This window comes from Pseudonocardia halophobica (assembly GCF_050948485.1).
Classification (GTDB): Bacteria; Actinomycetota; Actinomycetes; order Mycobacteriales; family Pseudonocardiaceae; genus Pseudonocardia; species Pseudonocardia halophobica.
The window spans coordinates 6650240-6669812 of record NZ_CP192046.1 but is presented as its reverse complement, the minus strand read 5'-3'; the positions used below and the strand labels follow the sequence as shown (position 1 = coordinate 6669812).

The window sequence follows — 19573 nt, the reverse complement described above, 5'->3', positions numbered from 1 at the left end:
GGTGTGTCGTGAGCTGCCGTCAGGCTGCCCGCGCCGTCCGTGTCCCATCACATCGTGAGCCGGTGTCGCGCGCGGCACCGGTGCCGCTGCGGTGGCCACGGCGGCCCTGTCGGCGACCGATCCGCCTCGCACACCGGCCGGCCAGGCCAGGCCAGCAGGCTGCACACCCCTTTCGCCCCGGCGCACCCGCTCCGGCCGGCCTGCACACCCGAAGCGACGCCGCACAGGCTGTCGAGGGGGTGTGCGACTGCGACAGACGGTGTGCGAAGTTCGTGCCTTCGCCCCCTCGAGGTGTCTTCCGAGTCCGGGCGGCGGTGCGGCGTGGGTGAGGCCAGGGCGCTCGACCCGGATCCCTGGCCGGTCGACTGGCCGGGGCACGGGGAGGGCGAGGACCCGGAGGGCGGCGTGATCGTGGGGAGCGGTCGCCCGCCCGCCGACCCGCGCACCCGGAACCTGCGGGTCCACGGAGCGGGGCGTCCGGTTCGGTCCGGCCGTACGGTGGGGTCGGGAGGATCGGGCGGATCGGGCGGGGAGAGTGCCGCCGAGCGGCTCGCGACGGCCCGCGGGCTGCTGCGTCGGATGGAGGACCGCTCGTCCGCGGCGACCCGTCCCGCGCCGACACCGGGCGACGACGGTCGGGCCCTCCCGGTCGTCGCCCCGCTGGCTCCGCTGCTGCCCGGGGGCGGGCTGCGGCGCGGCTCCACCGTGTCGGTCTCGACCGGCCCGGGATCGACGTCCCTGCTGTTCGGGCTGCTCGCCGAGGCCTCGGCCGAGGGCGCGTGGGCGGGTGTGGTCGGCGCGCCCGGGCTCGGCGCGGTCGCCGCCGCGGAGGCCGGGATCCGGCTGGAGCGGCTCGCGCTGGTGCCCCGGCCCGGCGCGGACCTCGTCGCGATCACCGCCGCGCTGCTCGACGGGCTGGACCTCGTCGTGGTCGCGGGCGCCGAGCGGGCGGGGGTGCGTGCGGCCGACCGGGAGCGGCTGGAGGCGCGGGCCCGGCAGCGGGGTGCGGTGCTGCTCGCGCTGGGTGCATGGCCCGGTGCCGATCTGGTTCTCGGATGCTCGCAGGTGGAGTGGCGGGGCGTCGCGCGTGGCGCGGGCCGGTTGCGCTCGCGGTGCGCGGTGGTGCGGTCGACCGGCCGCGGCACGGGTGCGTCCGGGCGTGAGACGGAGCTGCTGCTCCCGGGGCCCGGCGGCGCGGTCGCGGAGCGCGAGGAGATCCGCCGTGCGACCACGGCCGACGAGCCGGCGGAGGTCCCGGTGGTCCGGGCGGCGGTCTCGTGAGCGCCCCCCGCGATCGACGGCGGCCTCGACCGGTAGCCGGCCGCCTCGGAGATCCCCACCCGGAACCGATGCGCGCCGCTCATGGCCGTGAACGGTCCCGATCGGTGATCACGCCGCTGCAGGTGTCGGAAGATCGCCGCCCCGGACCGAGACGCGCCCCTGACGGCCGTGGATGGTCCCGGCCGGTGATCATGTGCCCCACCACCCCGACTCCGCGGATCCCGGGCCGCCACCCAGGCCGGGAGGACTCTCATGGCTGAGCCCGGCGAGCGGGTGCTGGCGTTGTGGTCCCCGGACTGGCCCGTGACCGCGGCGATGCAGGCCGCGCACGTCCCGGCCCACCGTCCCGCGGCGGTGTTCCTGGCCAACCGCGTGGTGGCCTGCTCGGCGGGGGCGCGGGCGGCGGGGGTGCGGCGCGGGTTGCGCCGGCGGGACGCCCAGACGCGGTGCCCCGAGCTCGCCGTCCTGGCCCCGGACCCGGACCGGGACGCGCGGCTGTTCGAGCCGGTGGTCGTCGCCGTCGAGGAGCTGGCCCCGGGGGTGGAGGTGGTCCGGCCCGGCCTGCTGGCACTCCCGGCGAGGGGCCCGGTCGGGTTCTTCGGCGGTGAGCGCGAGGCGGCCGAGCGGCTGATCGACCAGGTCGCCGCGCGCACCGGCGTGGAGTGCCAGACCGGGTTCGCCGACGGGCTGTTCGCCGCCGTGCTCGCCGCCCGCCGCGGGGTGGGGGTCGAACCCGGCCGCAGCGCGGAGTTCCTCGCCCCGCTCGGGGTGGAGGAGCTCGACCGCGAGCCCGACGTCGACCGCTCCGAGCTGGTGGACCTGCTGCGGCGGCTGGGCCTGCGCAGCCTCGGCGCGTTCGGGGCACTGGCCCAGACGGACGTCGCCTCCCGGTTCGGCGCCGACGCCGTCCTCGCCCACCGACTCGCCCGCGGCCTGGACCCGCGCCCGCCCGTGCGCCGGTGCCCGCCCGAGGAGCTCGCCGTCGCGATCGAGCTGGACCCGCCGGTCACGCGGGTCGACGCGGCCGCGTTCGCCGCCCGCTCGCTGGCCGAGCAGCTGCACCGCACCCTGGCCGGGCACGGCCTCTCCTGCACCCGGCTGGGGGTGTGGGCGCGCACCGAGGGCGGGGAGGAGCTGCTGCGGGTCTGGCGCTGCGCCGAGCCGCTCACCCCGTCCGGGACGGTCGACCGGGTGCGCTGGCAGCTCGACTCGTGGCTGACCCGCGGCGGCTCCGGCGCCGTCGTCGAGCTGCGGCTCACCCCGGAGGAGACGGTCACCGCGGGTGCGCTGCAGCTCGGCCTGTGGGGCGACGTGGGCGAGGCGGACGAGCGGGCCGGGCGCGCGCTGGTCCGGGTCCAGGCGCTGCTCGGCCCGGAGTCCGTGGTCACCGCGGTCCTCGCCGGCGGCCGCGACCCGGGCGAGCGGGTCCGGTACGTCCCGTGGGGCGACGACCCCGAGCCCGGTTCCCGAGCCGCTGGCCCCCTCGAGGGCCCGCCCGCCGAGCCGTCGGTCGAGGGGTTCGGCCCGTACCCGGACGGCCCGTCGGCCGGGCTGCGGGTGGTCGGCGGCGAACCGGTGCCCGTCCTCGACCCGGTCCTCGAACCGGCCCCGCTCCCGCGCGAGACCCCGCGCGGCTTCGCGCCCGACGCCCCCGAGGCCGCGCTCCGTGGCACCGCCCCGACCGCGACCCAGGGTCCGGCCGCCCGCAAGCCCGGCCGTTCGCGGCCGATCCGGACCGGCAAGGCTGCGCGGGACCCCGTCCCGGCCTGGCCCGGCCGTCTCCCGGCGCCGTCGCCGGCGACTGTGCCGGAGGAGCCCATCCCGGTCGAGCTGCACACCGCCGAGGGCAGGCCGGTCGGTCTGCACGAGGCCGACATGCTCGCGGCCGACCCGCGCCGGCTGCTGCTCACCGGGCACCCCCCGCGCGAGGTCCGGGACTGGGCGGGGCCCTGGCCGGTGCGCCGGCGCTGGTGGTCGGCCGACGGCCTCACCGGGTCTCGGCTGCAGGTCGAGCTGGCCGACGGGGTGGCCCTGCTCCTGCTCTACCGGGAGGAGCGGTGGTGGGTCACCGGCATCTACGACTGACGGCGCCACGACCGGCGGCCCCACGACCGGCGGCCCCACGACCGGCCGCCCGTCGACCGGCCGCCCGTCGACCGGCCCTGCGACCGCCGCTACGACCGCAGCTACGACTGCCGCCGGGGCACCCCGGTCAGGTCGAGGGCGAACCGGCCGACCGTGCCCGCGAGGGCGTCGACGTTGCGGTCCAGCGCCGTGCGGTCGACGTTGGCCGTGGTGTCGCAGGCCTGGTGGTAGCAGGCGTCGTACGGACGGTCCGCCTGGCCGCCCCACTGCTGGGCCTGCTGCGCCGACTTGCGCTCCTCGGCCCCGGTGAACAGGCCGCCCGAGGGGATGCCGGCGGCGATGAACGGGCCGTAGTCGGAGCGGCCGTCGAAGTCGGTGCCCGACCCCTGCACGCCCACGGCCGAGAGCTGGTCGAGCAGCACCTGCTCCACGGCCGCCGAGCCCTCGGGACCCGGGCCGGCGCCCTGCTCGTCCGAGTCGTCGCCGTCGTAGACGAGGTAGCCGGCGTTCGGCGACCCGACCATGTCCAGGTTCACGTACAGCGCGATCTTCTGCCGGTCGGCTGGCGTGAGCCCCTCGACGTACCGGGTGGAGCCGACCAGCCCGAGCTCCTCGGCGCCCCACCACGCGAAGCGGACGGCGTTGGCCACCGGCGGCGTCGGGCCGAGCGCGGTCGCGAGCTCCAGCAGCGAGGCCGTGCCGGTGCCGTTGTCGTTGATCCCCGGCCCCTCCGGCACCGAGTCGAGGTGCGCCCCGGCCATCACGACCCGGTTCGGGTCGCCGGTCGTGGTCTGCGTGATCACGTTGCGACTCACGGTGTCCCGCGTGGTGGTGGTCAGCAGCAGGGTGACCGGCGTGCCACCCTTCGTCGCGAGTTCGGCGCCCGCGGACGCGGTCACGCCCGTGGTCGGCACGGTCTCGGTGGACTCGCCCAGCGTGCCGTCGAGCCGCTCGTTCTCGGTGTTGACCACGACCAGCCCCGCAGCGTCCGCCTTCTTCGCGTTCTCGGACTTGGCGCCGAAGGGGCAGGTGCCGCGCTTGACCAGCGCGATCGCCCCGGCGGGCATGCCCGCGAAGTCCTCGGCCTCGCAGCCGGAGGTGGCGTCCTGGGCGACGACGTGCAGCGGCGCGGTCAGCCCGCCCGCCGGGGTGGAGGGGGAGAAGCTCATGACGGTGGACTCGACGGTGCGGCCCTCGACGGTCAGCCGCTGGTCCTGCACGGAGAAGGCGCGGACGTCGAAGGTCGGGGTGTCCACGGTGAACCCCGCGTCGCGCAGCGTCCGGGCCACGTAGTCGACGCTGGCGTCGTAGCCGGGGGTGCCGAGGGCGCGGTTGCCGCCGTTCGCGTCGGCGATCTGCTGCAGCTGTTCCAAGTGGGCGAAGGCGCCGTCGCCGCTCACGGTGGACATGAGCCGGGCGGGCAGCCCCGGATCGGGCGCCACCGCCGTCGTGGGAGGTGGTGCGGGCGCGGTGGGTGCTGCGGAACACCCCGCGAGCACGAGCGCCGCGAGCCCGGCCACCGTCGCCGCCAGTCGTCGTCCCCGCATGGCTCCCCCTCCGTCACCGTGTCGTCGCACAGTGTCCGGCATGGGTGGGGCGCGCGCCGATCACCCCGATCGGGTGGGTCGCCCGGAGCGGTCGGGGTCCACGGGTGTCGCACGGGCGCAGCACAGGTGTTTCTCAGGTGGTGGGAGTGGACTGATCACAGCATCACGGACGTCGTCGGAGCTGGTGACGGAGCCCCGACGACCGCCGGACGCGCGCGACCGGACGCTGGGGAGCCCCCGGTACCGCGCCGCCGGCAGGCCCGGATGACGCCGGTCGGGGGCTGGGGAGCGGCCCGGCCGGCGTCGTCCGGTGGGCGACCGGGTGGACGTCGATCAGGTGGTGGAGGTCGCGAGGCTCCCGAGGGTGCCCGCGGCGGCGTCGCCGAAGCGGTCCAGGGCGACGCGGTCGACGTTGGTGAGGGTGTCGCAGGCCGTGTGGTAGCAGCTGTCGAACACCTGGCCCGCGGTACCGCCCCACCTCGCTGCCTGGTCGGGGGTCTTGACCTGCTCGTCGCCCGCCAGCAGGCCCGCGCTCGGGATGCCGGCCTTCACGAAGGGCGCGTAGTCCGACCCGTCGTCGAACTCCAGGACGTCCGGCGCGGCCCCCAGGGCCGTGAGCCGGGCCGCGAGGTCACGGCTGGCCGGCTCGTCGCCCTGGACGAAGTAGCCCGCGTTCGGCGAGGCCGTCATGTCCAGGTTGAGGTAGAGCGCGATCGCACGGCGATCGGCCGCGGACAGCGAGTCGACGTACCCCTGCGAGCCCTCGAAGTCGCGCTCCTCGGCGCCCCAGAACGCGAAGCGGACGGCACGGCCCACCGGCGGCGAGCCGCCCATCTTCGTGGCGATCTCCAGGAGGTTCGCCACCCCGGTGCCGTTGTCGTTGATGCCGGGGCCGTCGCGCACCGAGTCCAGGTGGGCACCGGCGAGGACGACCTGCCCGGGATCACCGGTGCGGGTCTGCGCGATCACGTTGCGGTGCTGCGCGTCCCGGAAGGTGAACGTCGGGGTGGTGACGTCGAAGCCGGCCCCGCGCAGCACCTCGGCGACGTGGTCGACGGCCGCGTCGTAGCCCGGGCGCCCGGTGGCCCGGTTGCCGCCGTGGGCGTCGGCGATCCGCTGGAGCTCGCTGAGCTGGACATACGCTCCGTCACCGCTGACCTGGGCCACGAGCCCGTCCGAGAAGGCGGACGGCACGGGCGACGGCGACGTGGGCGTGGCGGCGGAACAGGCCACCGCGAGTCCCGCGAGCAGGGCGGCGAGGCTGGTGCGCACGATCCCAGCGTGTGCCGCCCGGTGACGGTGGTCGACCATGACCCTCCGATCGACGGTCCCTCACCCGGATCATGGGGACCGGACGGTGATCCCGCCACTCGAATAGTGGCGTTCACGTCGGCGGCAAGGTCTAGCGTCGGCCGGCGGGAGGGGGACGGACGATGCGGATCGGCGAGCTGGCGGAGCGGGCCGGGGTGAGCCCCCGGGCGTTGCGGCACTACGAGGAGCTCGGGCTGCTGCCTGCGCGACGGCGGGCGAACGGCTACCGCACCTACGGCGAGGAGGACCTGCGGGCGCTCGCCGAGATCCGTGCGTTGGTCGGGCTGGGCCTGTCCCTGGAGGAGACGCGGCCCTTCGTCGAGTGCCTGCGCGCGGGCCACCCGAGCGGCGCGAGCTGCGCCGACTCGATCGCGGTGTACCGGCAGAAGCTCGCCGAGGTCGACGCGTCCCTCGCCCGGCTCGGTGCGGTGCGCGCCGAGCTCGAGGCGCAGCTGCGGTCCGCGCTGCGCGAGCGGGCACCGGTACCCCGGTGCGAACTGTCCGTGGAGGAACCGTGATCGAGACCGTCACCGACGAGACCTTCGAGGCCCGGGTGCTGCGCGCGCCGGGGCCGGTGCTGGTCGACTTCACCGCGACCTGGTGCCCGCCCTGCCGGATGATCAAGCCCGTGCTGGCCGAGCTCGCGGTCGAGCTGGCGGGGCGGCTGGAGGTCGTCGCGCTCGACGTCGACGACTCCCCGAAGGCCGCGGCCGCGGCCGGGGTGATGGGCATGCCGACGCTGAGTCTGTACGTCGACGGGCGGGTGGTCACCCAGGTCGTCGGGGCGCGGCCGAAGGCGGCGGTGCGGGCGGCGGTGGAGCCGTTCCTGCCTGTGGACAACTCCGTCGCGGCGGTCCGGTAGAACAGATGTTCGAGTACGCTCCGGGGCATGGGATGGAGCAACCCGGACGTCACCTGGCAGGAGCTGGAGGCCGCGCTGTCGGGCCGTGCAGGCTCGAGCCTGCGCGGCGGCCCGGAGGCCGACGGCGGCGACTCGCCGGCGTGGTCGCGCAAGCGTGAGCCGTACGAGCCGCCGCCCGCGCACGCCGGTCCTGCGGAGGAGACCGTCCCGTACGCGGAGCTGCACTGCCACTCCAACTTCAGCTTCCTCGACGGGGCGAGCCATCCCGAGGAGCTGGTCGAGCGGGCGCACGAGCTCGGCCTCGAGGCGATCGGCCTCACCGACCACGACGGGATGTACGGAGTGGTCCGCTTCGCCGAGGCCGCGCGCGAGCTGGGCGTGCGCACGGTCTTCGGCGCCGAGCTGAGCCTCGGGCTGCCCGCCCCGCAGAACGGTGTGCCGGATCCGGAGGGCAGCCACCTGCTGCTGCTCGCGCGGGGCCCGGAGGGCTACGGGGCGCTGTGCCGCACGATCAGCGCCGCGCAGCTGCGCGGGGCGGAGAAGGGCCGCCCGGTGTACGACCCGGTGGAGGTCGTCGAGGACACCCGCGGCCGGGTCGTCGCGCTCACCGGGTGCCGCAAGGGCACGGTCCAGCAGGCGCTGCGGGCGGGCGGGCCCGCAGCGGCCGCGGAGGCGCTGCGCGGGTTGGTCGAGCGGTTCGGCCGGGAGAACGTGGCCGTCGAGCTCACCCACCAGGGCCTGCCCACCGACACCGAGCGCAACGACCTGCTGGCCGGGCTGGCGGCCGAGGCCGGCGTCCCGACCGTGGCCACCACCGGGGCGCACTACGCCACGGCCGACCGGTTCCCCCTGGCGTCGGCGCTGGCGGCGGTGCGCGCCCGGCGCAGCCTCGACGAGGCGGACCCCTGGCTGCCCGCCGCCGGCGGGGCGCACCTGCGCGGCGGCGCGGCCATGGCGGCCCGGTTCGAGCGGCGGTACCCGGGCGCGGTGGGCCGGGCGGCGGAGCTGGGCCGGGAGCTGGCCTTCGAGCTGCAGCTGGTGGCACCGGACCTGCCGCCCTTCGACGTGCCGCCGGGGGAGACGGAGGCGACCTGGCTGCGCGCGCTGACCTGGCAGGGCGTCGCGAAGCGGTACGGCAGCCGCGCGGAGAACCGGTTCGCCGCGGACATGGTGGCGCACGAGCTGGCGATCATCGAGGCCAAGAACTTCCCGGGCTACTTCCTGATCGTGGCCGACATCGTGGCCTTCTGCCGGCGGGCCGGGATCCTCTGCCAGGGCCGGGGCTCGGCCGCGAACTCCGCGGTCTGCTACGCGCTGGGCATCACCAACGTCGACGCGGTGCGCCACGGCCTGCTCTTCGAGCGGTTCCTCTCCCCGGACCGGGACGGTTACCCGGACATCGACCTCGACATCGAGTCGGGCCGGCGCGAGGAGGTGATCCAGTACGTCTACCAGCGGTACGCGCGCACGCACGCGGCCCAGGTGGCCAACGTGATCACCTACCGGCCGCGGTCGGCGGTCCGGGACATGGCGAAGGCGCTGGGCTTCTCGCCCGGCCAGCAGGACGCGTGGAGCAAGCGGATCGAGCGCTGGACGGGGCTGGACACCGAGACCGTCCCGGAGGACCTGCCCGTGCCGGTGCTGGCCCTGGCCGACCAGCTGCTCGGCTTCCCGCGGCACCTCGGGATCCACTCCGGCGGCATGGTGATCTGCGACCGGCCGGTGTCCGAGGTCGTGCCGGTGGAGTGGGCGCGGATGGAGGACCGGACCGTCGTCCAGTGGGACAAGGACGACTGCGCGGCCGCCGGGCTGGTCAAGTTCGACCTGCTCGGGCTGGGGATGCTCACCGCGCTGCACCTGATGATGGACCTGGTCGAGGAGCACGAGGGGTACGAGGTCGAGCTGCACGAGCTCGGGGAGAGCGACCCGGCGGTGTACGAGATGCTGCAGCGGGCCGACTCGGTGGGCGTGTTCCAGGTCGAGTCCCGGGCGCAGATGGCCACGCTGCCCCGGCTCAAGCCGCGCGAGTTCTACGACCTGGTCGTCGAGGTGGCGCTGATCCGGCCCGGGCCGATCCAGGGCGGCTCGGTGCACCCGTACATCCGGCGGCGCAACGGGCTCGAGGAGTGGGAGTACGACCACCCGCTGCTGGCGGGCGCGCTGGAGAAGACCCTCGGCGTGCCGCTGTTCCAGGAGCAGCTCATGCAGATCGCGGTCGACGTGGCGGGCTTCTCCGCCGCCGACGCGGACGAGCTGCGCCGCGCCATGGGGTCCAAGCGCTCCACGGAGAAGATGGAGCGGCTGCGGGAGCGGTTCTTCGCGGGGATGGCGACCCGGAGGATCCCGGACGACGTCGCGGAGACGATCTTCCGGAAGATGCTGGCCTTCTCCAACTTCGGCTTCCCGGAGAGCCACTCGATCAGCTTCGCGTCGCTGGTCTACTACAGCTCCTGGTTCAAGCTCTACCACCCGGCGGCCTTCTGTGCGGCACTGCTGAACTCCCAGCCGATGGGCTTCTACTCCCCGCAGTCCCTGGTCGCCGATGCCCGGCGGCACGGGGTCCGGGTCCGCGGGCCGGACGTCAACATCGGTGGCGCCGCCGCGATCCTCGAGCCGGACGAGGAGAGCGCCGGGGGGCGGGCGATCCGCACCGGGCTGCGCGAGATCCGCACGGTCGGCACCGAGCTCGCCGAGGAGATCGAGGCCGAACGGGAGCGCGGGGGCCCGTACCGGGACCTCGCCGACCTGGCCCGCCGGGTGCGGCTCACCGGGCCGCAGGCGGAGGCGCTGGCCACCGCGGGGGCGTTCGGCTGCTTCGGGATCGAGCGGCGGGCCGCGCTGTGGGCGGCCGGTGTGGTCGCGGCGGTGCGGCCGGAGCACCTGCCGGGCAGCGCGGTCGGGCTGGCGGCGCCCGCGCTGCCAGGGATGACGGAGGTGGAGGAGACCGTGGCGGACGTCTGGGCCACGGGGGTCTCGCCGGACAGCCATCCGCTGCAGCACCTGCGTACGGAGCTCGAGGGGCTGGGCGCGGTCCGGATCGACCGGCTGGACGAGGTGGCCCGGCGGGCGGGCGCCGGGGAGCGGGCGGACCTGGGCGATCCGTTCGACCCGGACAACCCCCCGCCCCGGGTGCTGGTCGGAGGCCTGGTCACGCACCGGCAGCGGCCGGCGACGGCCCGCGGGGTCACGTTCGTGAACCTGGAGGACGAGAGCGGGATGCTCAACGTCACCTGCTCGGAGGGGCTGTGGGCGCGGTACCGCACGGTCGCGCTGGGCAGCGCGGCGTTGCTGGTCCGCGGCCGGCTGGAGCGGAGCCCCGAGGGCGTGCTCAACCTGGTCGCGGACCGGTTGCAGCGGTTGCCGCTGAAGGTGGCGGTGAAGTCGCGGGACTTCCGGTGAGCGGTCCCACCGGAAGCCCCGCGAGGTCTCGGGTTCGGACGGCAGCGGGTCAGCGCACCAGCGGCGCGCCCATCGGCCGGGCGCGTCCGCCCAACTCCTGCGTCATGCCGTCGACGAAGATGTACACGGCGGTGAGGCAGAACAACGCCGCGGTGATACCGGCGATGGTGAGCAGGCCGGTCGAGCCGTTCAGCGTGGCCGTGAGCACCAGCGCCACCGTGATCGTGACCAGCGCGAACAGGGTGGTGAAGGCCAGCGGCAGGCGCAGCGTGGCCAGGGTGAGCACCGCGAACACCGCGAGCCAGGCGATGAGGAAGGTCCCCTGCGCGGCGGCGGCGTTCTCCGCCGGGATCTTCAGCCAGTCGTTGACCAGCGAGAGCACGAGGTAGCCGTAGCTCAGCCAGAAGGTCGCGAACACGGTGAAGATCGCGCCGACCGCGCCCTGCCCGATCCGGATCGCCCACACGCCGGCGACCAGGAGGCCCAGGCCGGAGACCAGGAGCGTCATCGGGACGAGAGTGCCCACGGCGGCCGCGGGCAGGTACCCGAACAGGTACAGCGTCAGGCCGATCCCGCCGACGAGGAAGGCGGGCAGCCCGAGCAGGGCGGGGTTGCCGGTCGGTGCGGGCGGGGCGGCGGGCGCCGCGGGGCCGGCGGCGCCCGCCGGGTCGAGGGCGGGTTCGGACAGTCCGTGCTCAGTGCTCATGTCACGCTCCAGACTGGTGGGAATCCGGGAGCGGAGCGTCCAGGGCGCGGGCGAGGAGTGTGCTCCGTCACACACATTCACGTCCACATCGGTCCGGCGTGGTTTCTCAATCTGACACAACAGGCCTCTGACCTGGGCGGAGTCGCCCGAACAGGCGAGTATGGACACGGCGCGGACACGGTCGGGACACGGTCCGGACACGGCGACGCGGGATCACTACTCAAAGGACGCGCGAGACGGCGTCGCGGGAACGGAGATCGCGTGGTCGATCCACCGGTCGTGCATGCGCCGAGGAGACGGGGTGACGAGCGGGGCCCGGACGCCTCGGGGCGAGACGTCCGGGCCCGGTCGCGCGACGGTGCGGCGAGGCGCACCGCCTGCGTCACTTCACCAGCGCGTTGCCCATCGGCATCGGACGACCGCCCAGGTCCTGGGTGAAGCCGTCGAACAGGATGTAGGCGAAGATCGCGCAGAAGACCAGGGTGGTGATCCCGGCAATCGGGAAGAGGCCGGTGTTGCCGGTGCTCACGCCCAGGAACGCGAGCACGAAGGTGATGTCCACGAACACGAAGCCGGCGGTGAAGGCCAGCGGCAGGCGCAGCGTCGCCAACGTGAGCAGGATGAACACCAGGGTGAAGGACAGCAGGTAGGTCCGCTGCACGCTCGCCACGGAGGCGGCGTCGGTCACGCCCCACCAGCCGCTGGTGAGCCCGGTGAGCAGCAGCCCGAAGCTGAGCCAGAAGGCGGAGAACACGCCGAAGATCGCCGACACCGCGTTGGCGGCCACCCGGGCCGCCCACACCGAGGCGATCAGCAGGAAGAGCCCGGCGGAGAGCGAGACGATCGGGATCATGCCGCCCGGCAGGGTGGCGGTGTCCAGGTACCCGAGGAACCAGAGGCCCAGGGTGACCCCGGAGGGCAGGAAGGTGACCAGGCCCAGCAGGGCCGGGTTGGGCGCCGGGGTGGCGGCCGCCTGCGGCTCGGCAGCGGCATGCGCCCCCGCCTGCACGTCGCTTTCCACGCTCATGAAGTGCTCCTCGTCGAGTGGGCCGGCAGGGGAGTCCGTGGACGCCGGCGGTGCGATTGTGCGCGGGGTCACAGCGGTGGCGGACCCTACGAAAGGACGGACCACGACCTCGACCTTCGCGACGCAACGCGGGGACGAGCAGGTCAGCTGACCGTCGGGGCGGGTCACGAAGGGGTGACGCGGGTTGCGCACCGGCCGGGTGGGACCCGGAGTGGGCGCCCTCTGCGAGGATGGCGGACGTGAGCGGCGGCGACCATCTGCGGGGTGACCTGCCGAGCGGTGACGAGCCGACCGCCCCGCTCCGCCGGCCGGAAACCGGCCCCTCGCAGCCCGGCCCCCCGCACCCCGGTCCGCAGCCCGCATCACAGCAGCCCGGCCCGCCGCACCCCGCCCCGCAGCCCGGCTCGCCGCACCCCGGTCCACAGCACGCGCCACCGCAGCCCGGCCCCCCGCGCGTCGGTCCGCTTCCGCCGCCCGTCCCGCCCCCGGGCCCGCCGGGACCGAGCTCGCCGGTCCCGGCGGGCCCGCCGCCGGCCGTCCACGAGCGCGGCGGCGTCCGCGGCTGGCTCGAGGTCCACGGCGCGCTGCTGCTGGTGCTGCTGATCGCGCTGGGCGGCATGGTCCAGGTGCTCACCGAGCACTGGCGCCAGGGCTCCGCCCTGCTCGGCGGGTCCCTGCTGGTGGCGGCGCTGCTGCGCGGCGTGCTCCCGCCCGCGCGCGCCGGGCTGCTGGCGATCCGCGGCCGGGTGGTCGACGTCGTCTGCTACACGGTGTTCGGCATCGCCGTGCTCCTGCTCGCGCTCACGATCACCCGGGGATCGCTCACCGTGGGCTAGGTTCCCGCCATGTCACCTCGGGAGACAGACCGGAGCGAGCGGATCGTCGACACGCTCGTCGACGCGTTCTCCGACCTCATGGCGGCCGACCCGGCGGCCTTCCGCACTAAGTTCCGGAAGATGGCGGCGGACCCGTTCGCCTTCTACCGCGGCAGCGCCTGCCTCTTCTACGCCGACGTCGCCGAGCGGGAGGACCCGTGGGCGGACGAGCGGACCGGCCGGATCTGGATCCAGGGCGACCTGCACGCCGAGAACTTCGGCACCTACATGGACGGCGACGGCCGGCTGATCTTCGACGTCAACGACTTCGACGAGGCCTACATCGGCCACTTCACCTGGGACGTCACCCGCTTCGCCGCCAGTCTCGCGCTGCTGTGCTGGCGCAAGGCGATCCCCGACGACGACATCACCGAGCTGGTCGGCCGCTACGCCCGGGCCTACCTCGACCAGGTCCGCGCGTTCACCGACGTCGACGACGACCGCAGCTTCTCCCTGCGTCTCGACACCTGCGACGGGCCCGTGCAGGAGGCGCTGCTGCGGGCGAAGCTCAGCACCCGCGTGGCCCTGCTCGACTCGATCACCGAGACCGAGGGCTTCGACCGGATCCTGCGGGACGGTCCGGGGGTCCGTCGGCTCGACGACGGTGAGCGCGAGCGGGTGTGCGAGGCCTTCGAGCGCTACCTCGACACCATCCCCGAGTCGAAGCGGGACTCCGGCGTCACCTACGCGATCAAGGACGTCGCCGGGAAGTCCGGCTTCGGGATCGGGTCCGCGGGCCTGCCCGCGTACACGGTGCTGGTCGAGGGCTACAACCAGGCGTTGGACAACGACGTCGTGCTGACGATGAAGCAGGGCAACGTGGCCGCGCCGTCGCGGGTGGTGCCGGAGTCGGAGGTCGCCGCGGTCTTCCACCACCACGGGCACCGCACCGTGCTGTCGCAGCGCGCCCTGCAGGCCCACGCCGACCGGCACCTCGGGTGGACCGACCTCGACGACGTGGGTTTCGTCGTCAGCGAGATCTCGCCGTACGAGTCGGACCTGGACTGGTCGGAGCTCACCGAGCCCGACGAGATCGGCCCGGTCGTGGAGTACCTCGGCCGGGCGACAGCCAAGGTGCACTGCGTGGCGGACTCCGACGCCGACGACTCGATCGTCGACTTCCAGACGGAGGAGGCGATCACGGACGTGGTCGGAGGCCGGGAGGACGAGTTCGTCGGCTGGGTCACCGACTTCGCCCACTCCTACGCCGCGCAGGTCCGCGAGGACCACGCGCGCTTCGTCGACGCCTTCCGCGACGGGCGCATCCCCGGCGTCACCAGCACCTGAATGCTCGAACGGCCCTTTCGTGCGGACCTACCGCACGAAAGGGCCGCTCGTGCAACGAACTCAGAAGCTCGCGAGCGCCTCGTTCAGCGTGCTGCTCGGCTTCATGACCGAGTCGGTCTTGGTCTTGTCGACGTAGTAGTAGCCGCCCAGGTCGACCGGCTCACCCTGCACGCCGTTGAGCTCGCCGACGATGGTCTCCTCCGCCGCAGCCAGCTTCTCGGCCAGCGGCGCGAAGATCGCGGCGAGGTCGGCGTCCTCGGTCTGCCGCGCCAGCTCCTGCGCCCAGTACAGCGCGACGTAGAAGTGCGAGCCGCGGTTGTCCAGCTCGCCCACCTTGCGCGACGGCGACTTGCCGGTCTCGAGCAGCGTGCCCGTGGCCGCGTCGAGCGTCTTGCCGAGCACGCGGGCGCGGGCGTTGTCCGTGGCGTCGGCCAGGAACTCGAGCGAGACGGCCAGGGCGAGGAACTCGCCGAGCGAGTCCCAGCGCAGGTGGTTCTCCTTGACCAGCTGCTGCACGTGCTTCGGGGCGGAGCCGCCGGCACCGGTCTCGAACAGGCCGCCGCCGTTCATCAGCGGGACGATCGAGAGCATCTTCGCGCTGGTCCCGAGCTCGAGGATCGGGAAGAGGTCGGTGAGGTAGTCGCGCAGCACGTTGCCGGTGACCGAGATCGTGTCCTCGCCCGCCTTGGCGCGCTTGAGGGTGTAGCGGGTGGCCTCGGCGACCGGGAGGATCTCGATCGTCAGGCCGTCGGTGTCGAGCTCGGCGAGCTGCGACTTCACCTTCTTGATCAGCTCGGCGTCGTGGGCGCGGGTCTCGTCCAGCCAGAACACCGCCGGCCAGCCGGTGGCGCGGGCCCGCGAGACTGCCAGCTCGACCCAGTTGCGGATCGGGGCGTCCTTGGTCTGGCAGGCGCGCCAGATGTCGCCGGCCTCGACCTCGTGCTCGAGCAGGACCGAGCCGTCGGCGTCGAGGACGCGGACGGTGCCTGCCGACTGGATCTCGAAGGTCTTGTCGTGTGAGCCGTACTCCTCGGCCTTCTGCGCCATCAGGCCCACGTTCGGGGTGGTGCCCATGGTCGTCGGGTCGAAGGCGCCGTTCTCCCGGCAGAAGTCGACGGTCTCGGCGTAGAGCGGGGCGTAGGACGAGTCCGGGATGACGAACTTGGTGTCCTGCTGGGCGTCGTCGGCGTTCCACATCTGGCCCGACGACCGGATCGCGGCCGGCATCGACGCGTCGATGATCACGTCCGACGGCACGTGCAGGTTGGTGATCCCGCGCGAGGAGTCGACCATCGCCAGCCGCGGCCCGGAGGTGTAGCCGGCGGAGATCGCGTCCTCGATCGCCTTCTTCTTCTCCGCGGGGAGCTTCTCCAGCGCGGTGAGGATGGAGGCGAGTCCGTCGTTGGGGTTCGCCCCGACGGACGCGAGGTCCTCGCCGTACTGCGCGAAGACGTCCTTGAAGTAGGCCCGCACGGCGTGCCCGAACAGGATCGGGTCGGACACCTTCATCATCGTGGCCTTGAGGTGCACCGAGAACAGCACGCCCTTGTCGGCGGCGTCGGCGACCTGCTCGGCCAGGAAGGCGTTGAGCGCCGACGCGCGCATCACCGCGGCGTCGACGACCTCGCCCTCGAGGACCTTCAGGCCCTCCTTGAGGACGGTCGTGCTGCCGTCCGCAGCGGTGTGCTCGATCAACAGGGTGGTCCCGGCCGGGATGGTCACGGACTTCTCGGAGTGCCGGAAGTCCCCGTCGGACATGGTCGCGACGTGCGACTTCGACTCCTGCGACCAGGCGCCCATCGAGTGCGGGTGCTTCTTGGCGAAGCCCTTGACCGACGCCGGGGCGCGGCGGTCCGAGTTGCCCTCGCGCAGCACCGGGTTGACCGCGGAGCCCTTGACGGCGTCGTAGGCGGCGCGGGCGGCCTTCTCCTCGTCCGTCTGCGGGTTCTCCGGGTAGTCCGGCACCGCGTAGCTGGCGGCCTGCAGCTCCTTGATCGCCGCCTTGAGCTGCGGGATCGAGGCCGAGATGTTCGGCAGCTTGATGATGTTGGCCTCGGGCGTCCTGGCCAGCTCGCCGAGCTCGGCCAGCGCGTCGGGCACCCGCTGGGCGTCGGTCAGCCGGTCCGGGAACTGCGCGAGGATGCGGCCGGCCAGGGAGATGTCGCGGGTCTCGACGTCGATCCCGGCCTTGCCGGCGTAGGCCTCGATGACCGGCAGGAAGGAGTGCGTGGCCAGGGCCGGCGCCTCGTCCGTATAGGTGTAGATGACCTTCATCGCTGCTTCGCGCCTCGCAAACGTGTCGCCTGGTGGGCTCCGTACGACAGGAGCACGCCGCTCCCCGCCCGACACGCTATCCCGTACGCCCGTCCTGGTGCGTGCCGAGGTCGGTGCCGGATGCCCGCGACGGTGCACGTCACACCCCCGGGAGGGCGGTCGGCTCCGCTACGGTGAGCCCGAGGGTCGTCACGGGGAGGGGTCATGGCGCTGGGGCCGAAGATCAAGGTGCCCAAGCTGGAGGCGTCGTACTTCAAGGGCTGGGCGTTCGTGCTGATCGCCGGCACCCTGCTCGCGGTGATCGCGCTCGTGTTCCGCGGCACCGGCACCACCGGCGAGACCGGCTGCGTGATGGAGGTGCAGGGCAGCGCGCCGCTCGACGTCTACCGCAGCGCCAGCACCCAGTTCGAGCCCGTCGACACCCTGCGCGCCGGCCAGCTCGTCGACGCCGAACGCGGCGTCATCGAGAACGGCTTCCGCAAGCTCGTCGGCGACAACCGGTGGGCCGTCAACGAGCGGCTGGCCGCGACCGCGGGGAGCACGTGCTGACATCCGTCACGCATGACCGGGCGCGCTGCGGGAAGCTCTAGGCGTGCCGACCGTCAGCTCCGTGAACGTCAACGGTGTGCGGGCCGCGTCGACCAAGGGCTTCCTGGACTGGCTCGCCGGGACCGAGGCGGACGTCGTGTGCCTGCAGGAGACGCGCGCGCTGCCCGTCGACCTGCCGTCCGGGTTCCTCGCCGCGACCGCCGGGTGGCACCTGACCCTCGAACCCGCCGCCGCCAAGGGCCGCAACGGCGTGGCGGTGCTGAGCCGGGAGGCGCCCGACGCGGTGCGGACCGGGATCGGTGCGGCCGAGTTCGCCGGCACCGGCCGGTACGTCGAGGTCGACCTGCCGGGGCTGACCGTCGCCTCGCTCTACCTGCCCAAGGGCAGCGCCGGGACCCCGAAGCAGGAGGAGAAGGACCGCTTCCTCGCCGCGTTCGCCGTGCACCTCGCCGAGCGCCGGGAGAAGGCGCTGGCGGACGGCCGGGAGATGGTCGTCGCCGGGGACTTCAACATCGCGCCCGCCGAGGCCGACATCCGCAACTGGAAGGGCAACCTCGCGCACTCCGGCTTCCTCCCGCACGAGCGCGAGTGGATCGCGACGTTGTGCGCGAGCGGCTGGACGGACGTGGTGCGCGCCGTGCACCCGGGCGTCGACGGCCCCTACACCTGGTGGTCCTACCGCGGCCGCGCCTTCGACAACGACGCCGGCTGGCGCATCGACCACGTCCTCGCCACCGCCGAGCTCGCCGGCCGGGCCGAGCACGCCGTCGTCGAGCGGGCCCCGAGCTACGACACGCGCTGGTCGGACCACGCCCCGGTGACCGTGAGGTTCGGGCCGCCGTGATCCCGAGCCGGATGATCGGGGGGCGCTACGTCGTCCTCGACGGGCTGGGCGCGGGGCTGCTCGGCCCGGTCTGGCGTGCCGAGGACCGGCTGACCGGGCGCTACCTCGCCGTGCAGGAGCTGCACGTCCCCGACATGACCCCCGCCGAGCACGCGCGGTTCCGCGAGCACCTGCTCCGCGAGGCCCGGCGGATCGGGGCGCTCGCCGACCCGGGGCTGCTCGCGGTGCACGACGTCCTGTCCGACTGCGGGATCGACCACGTCGTCACCGAGCTCGCCGTCGGGACGCGGCTGAGCGACCACGTCGCCTCCGGTGGTCCGCTCGCCGCCCACGACGCGCTCGACATGGCCCGGGTGCTCCTGCGCACACTGCGCGCTGCGCACCACCGGCAGCTCGTGCACGGCGCGGTCCGGCCCGGGGCGGTCGTGCTGGGCGACGACGGCCGCATCGCGCTCGCCGACGTCGGGCTCGCGCTGCCGGCCGAGGAGGCCGGGGTGCCGATCCGCGACCAGCTGGGTCCGCACGGCGTCGTGGCGCCCGAGCGGGCGGCGGGCGGTCCCGCGACGGCCGCCGCGGACATGTGGGGGCTCGGCGCGACCCTGGCCTTCGCCGGGGCGACCGAGGAGCCGCTGTCGTCGCTGGTCGCGGCTCTGCGCGCGGAGGACCCGGCGGCGAGGCCCACCGCCGACGAGGCCCTGGCCATGCTCGGCCGCAACGGCTCCACCCCCGGCACCGCCGGGCGTTCGTGGTGGAAGATCTGGGAACGCCTCCGCCCCTGACTCCGGCCCGCCCCCCGGCGAATCGCGCTGTGGCCCCGCGAGTCGGGAGATCCGACACCGCGAGTCGGGAGATCCGACACCGCGAGTCGGGAGATCCGGCACCGCGAGTCGGGAGCTACGGAGGAGCCCCGCTCAGGCGACCTCGGCGGGTGTCCCGCCCGTGACCGCGACGAGCTCGGCGAAGGTCGTCGGGAAGACCGCGTGGGCGATGCCGCCCGCGGCCCACACCTCCTCGTAGGCCTCGAGCGCGCGGTCCACCAGGGTGCGCAGCGGTGCCGGATGCCCGACGGGCGCGATCCCGCCGATGGCCTGGCCGGTCGCCGTCGCGACGAAGTCCGGCCTCGCGCGGCGTACCGCCGCCGCGCCGACCAGTTCTGCAACCTTCGCGGTGTCGACCCGGTGCGCGCCGGAGGTGAGGACGAGGAGCGGGTCGCCGTCGGCGTCGAACACCAGCGAGTTCGCAATCGCGCCGACCTCGACGCCGAGCGCCTCGGCGGCCGCGGCGGCCGTGGTGACCGCGTCGGGAAGCACCTGCATGCGCTCGACGTGCTCCTCCGCGGCGCCGCCCTCACGCAGCGCCGCGATCACCTTCTGCACCTTGGGGTGGTCCTGCGCGGGCATGGCCGCATTCCAGCACGGCCCGCGCCGAGGCGGCACTCGGATTCGGAACTCCCGACTCGCGGTGCCGGATCTCCCGACTCGCGGTGCCGGATCTCCCGACTCGCGGGGGCCCACGGTGACGACTCG

17 protein-coding genes are annotated in these 19573 nt (G+C 74.2%); 10 read left to right on the top strand and 7 right to left on the bottom strand.

The window, feature by feature from the left end:
• Positions 1–321 precede the first annotated feature (321 nt).
• Both ACQP04_RS31775 and ACQP04_RS31770 read left to right on the top strand, forming a co-directional pair.
• Positions 322–1281 carry a hypothetical protein gene (locus ACQP04_RS31775; RefSeq protein ID WP_433504180.1) on the top strand — a complete coding sequence of 320 codons (960 nt, stop codon included), beginning with the start codon at positions 322–324 and terminating at the stop codon, positions 1279–1281.
• Between the two features lie 252 nt (positions 1282–1533).
• Positions 1534–3366: a DNA polymerase Y family protein gene (locus ACQP04_RS31770; RefSeq protein ID WP_433504179.1), complete on the top strand. Its 1833-nt coding sequence runs from the start codon at positions 1534–1536 to the stop codon at positions 3364–3366.
• Between the two features lie 101 nt (positions 3367–3467).
• Here ACQP04_RS31770 and ACQP04_RS31765 read toward each other — a convergent pair whose 3' ends face one another.
• Positions 3468–4913, bottom strand: a complete 1446-nt coding sequence (locus ACQP04_RS31765) for a M28 family peptidase (protein WP_433504178.1) — start codon at positions 4911–4913, stop codon at positions 3468–3470.
• A 333-nt stretch (positions 4914–5246) separates the two neighbouring features.
• Positions 5247–6185 (bottom strand): M28 family peptidase, encoded by a 939-nt coding sequence (locus tag ACQP04_RS31760; RefSeq protein WP_433504177.1) that lies wholly within the window; start codon positions 6183–6185, stop codon positions 5247–5249.
• Between the two features lie 161 nt (positions 6186–6346).
• Here ACQP04_RS31760 and ACQP04_RS31755 point away from each other — a divergent pair, with 161 nt between their 5' ends.
• The 3 genes from ACQP04_RS31755 to ACQP04_RS31745 are packed head-to-tail and all read left to right on the top strand — an operon-like array spanning position 6347 to position 10485.
• Positions 6347–6742, top strand: coding sequence for a MerR family transcriptional regulator (locus ACQP04_RS31755; RefSeq protein ID WP_433504176.1), 396 nt, complete (start codon positions 6347–6349; stop codon positions 6740–6742).
• A complete protein-coding gene (locus tag ACQP04_RS31750; RefSeq protein WP_433504175.1) occupies positions 6739–7086 on the top strand; it encodes a thioredoxin family protein in 348 nt (115 codons plus the stop codon). The genes ACQP04_RS31755 and ACQP04_RS31750 overlap by 4 nt, the downstream gene beginning before the upstream one ends.
• 27 nt (positions 7087–7113) lie before the next feature.
• The gene (locus ACQP04_RS31745; RefSeq protein ID WP_433504174.1) at positions 7114–10485 is read left to right on the top strand and encodes an error-prone DNA polymerase; all 3372 of its coding nucleotides are present in this window, start codon (positions 7114–7116) and stop codon (positions 10483–10485) included.
• Between the two features lie 49 nt (positions 10486–10534).
• On the opposite strand, the gene ACQP04_RS31740 is transcribed toward ACQP04_RS31745, so the two are convergent.
• The 3 genes from ACQP04_RS31740 to ACQP04_RS31730 form a co-directional block, all read right to left on the bottom strand.
• Positions 10535–11191, bottom strand: coding sequence for a GPR1/FUN34/YaaH family transporter (locus ACQP04_RS31740; protein WP_433504173.1), 657 nt, complete (start codon positions 11189–11191; stop codon positions 10535–10537).
• 382 nt (positions 11192–11573) lie between these two features.
• Positions 11574–12218 (bottom strand): acetate uptake transporter family protein, encoded by a 645-nt coding sequence (locus ACQP04_RS31735; RefSeq protein ID WP_433504172.1) that lies wholly within the window; start codon positions 12216–12218, stop codon positions 11574–11576.
• A gap of 362 nt (positions 12219–12580) precedes the next feature.
• On the bottom strand, positions 12581–12796 hold the full coding sequence (locus ACQP04_RS31730) for a hypothetical protein (protein ID WP_433504171.1): 216 nt from the start codon (positions 12794–12796) through the stop codon (positions 12581–12583).
• A 15-nt stretch (positions 12797–12811) separates the two neighbouring features.
• Here ACQP04_RS31730 and ACQP04_RS31725 point away from each other — a divergent pair, with 15 nt between their 5' ends.
• Both ACQP04_RS31725 and ACQP04_RS31720 read left to right on the top strand, forming a co-directional pair.
• Positions 12812–13054 carry a DUF3017 domain-containing protein gene (locus ACQP04_RS31725; RefSeq protein WP_344741194.1) on the top strand — a complete coding sequence of 81 codons (243 nt, stop codon included), beginning with the start codon at positions 12812–12814 and terminating at the stop codon, positions 13052–13054.
• A gap of 9 nt (positions 13055–13063) precedes the next feature.
• On the top strand, positions 13064–14380 hold the full coding sequence (locus tag ACQP04_RS31720; protein WP_037046327.1) for a DUF2252 domain-containing protein: 1317 nt from the start codon (positions 13064–13066) through the stop codon (positions 14378–14380).
• 60 nt (positions 14381–14440) lie between these two features.
• Here the strand turns inward: ACQP04_RS31720 and ACQP04_RS31715 are convergent, their stop codons facing one another.
• Positions 14441–16654 carry an NADP-dependent isocitrate dehydrogenase gene (locus ACQP04_RS31715; RefSeq protein ID WP_433504170.1) on the bottom strand — a complete coding sequence of 738 codons (2214 nt, stop codon included), beginning with the start codon at positions 16652–16654 and terminating at the stop codon, positions 14441–14443.
• 204 nt (positions 16655–16858) lie between these two features.
• Here ACQP04_RS31715 and ACQP04_RS31710 point away from each other — a divergent pair, with 204 nt between their 5' ends.
• The 3 genes from ACQP04_RS31710 to ACQP04_RS31700 all read left to right on the top strand — a co-directional run bounded on the left by ACQP04_RS31710 (position 16859) and on the right by ACQP04_RS31700 (position 18826).
• The gene (locus ACQP04_RS31710; RefSeq protein ID WP_433504169.1) at positions 16859–17203 is read left to right on the top strand and encodes a hypothetical protein; all 345 of its coding nucleotides are present in this window, start codon (positions 16859–16861) and stop codon (positions 17201–17203) included.
• A 61-nt stretch (positions 17204–17264) separates the two neighbouring features.
• On the top strand, positions 17265–18047 hold the full coding sequence (locus tag ACQP04_RS31705; protein ID WP_433504168.1) for an exodeoxyribonuclease III: 783 nt from the start codon (positions 17265–17267) through the stop codon (positions 18045–18047).
• Positions 18044–18826: a protein kinase domain-containing protein gene (locus ACQP04_RS31700; RefSeq protein ID WP_433504167.1), complete on the top strand. Its 783-nt coding sequence runs from the start codon at positions 18044–18046 to the stop codon at positions 18824–18826. Before ACQP04_RS31705 ends, ACQP04_RS31700 begins: the two co-directional genes overlap by 4 nt.
• 132 nt (positions 18827–18958) lie before the next feature.
• Here ACQP04_RS31700 and ACQP04_RS31695 read toward each other — a convergent pair whose 3' ends face one another.
• Positions 18959–19447: a YbaK/EbsC family protein gene (locus ACQP04_RS31695; protein WP_433504166.1), complete on the bottom strand. Its 489-nt coding sequence runs from the start codon at positions 19445–19447 to the stop codon at positions 18959–18961.
• Positions 19448–19573 lie beyond the last annotated feature (126 nt).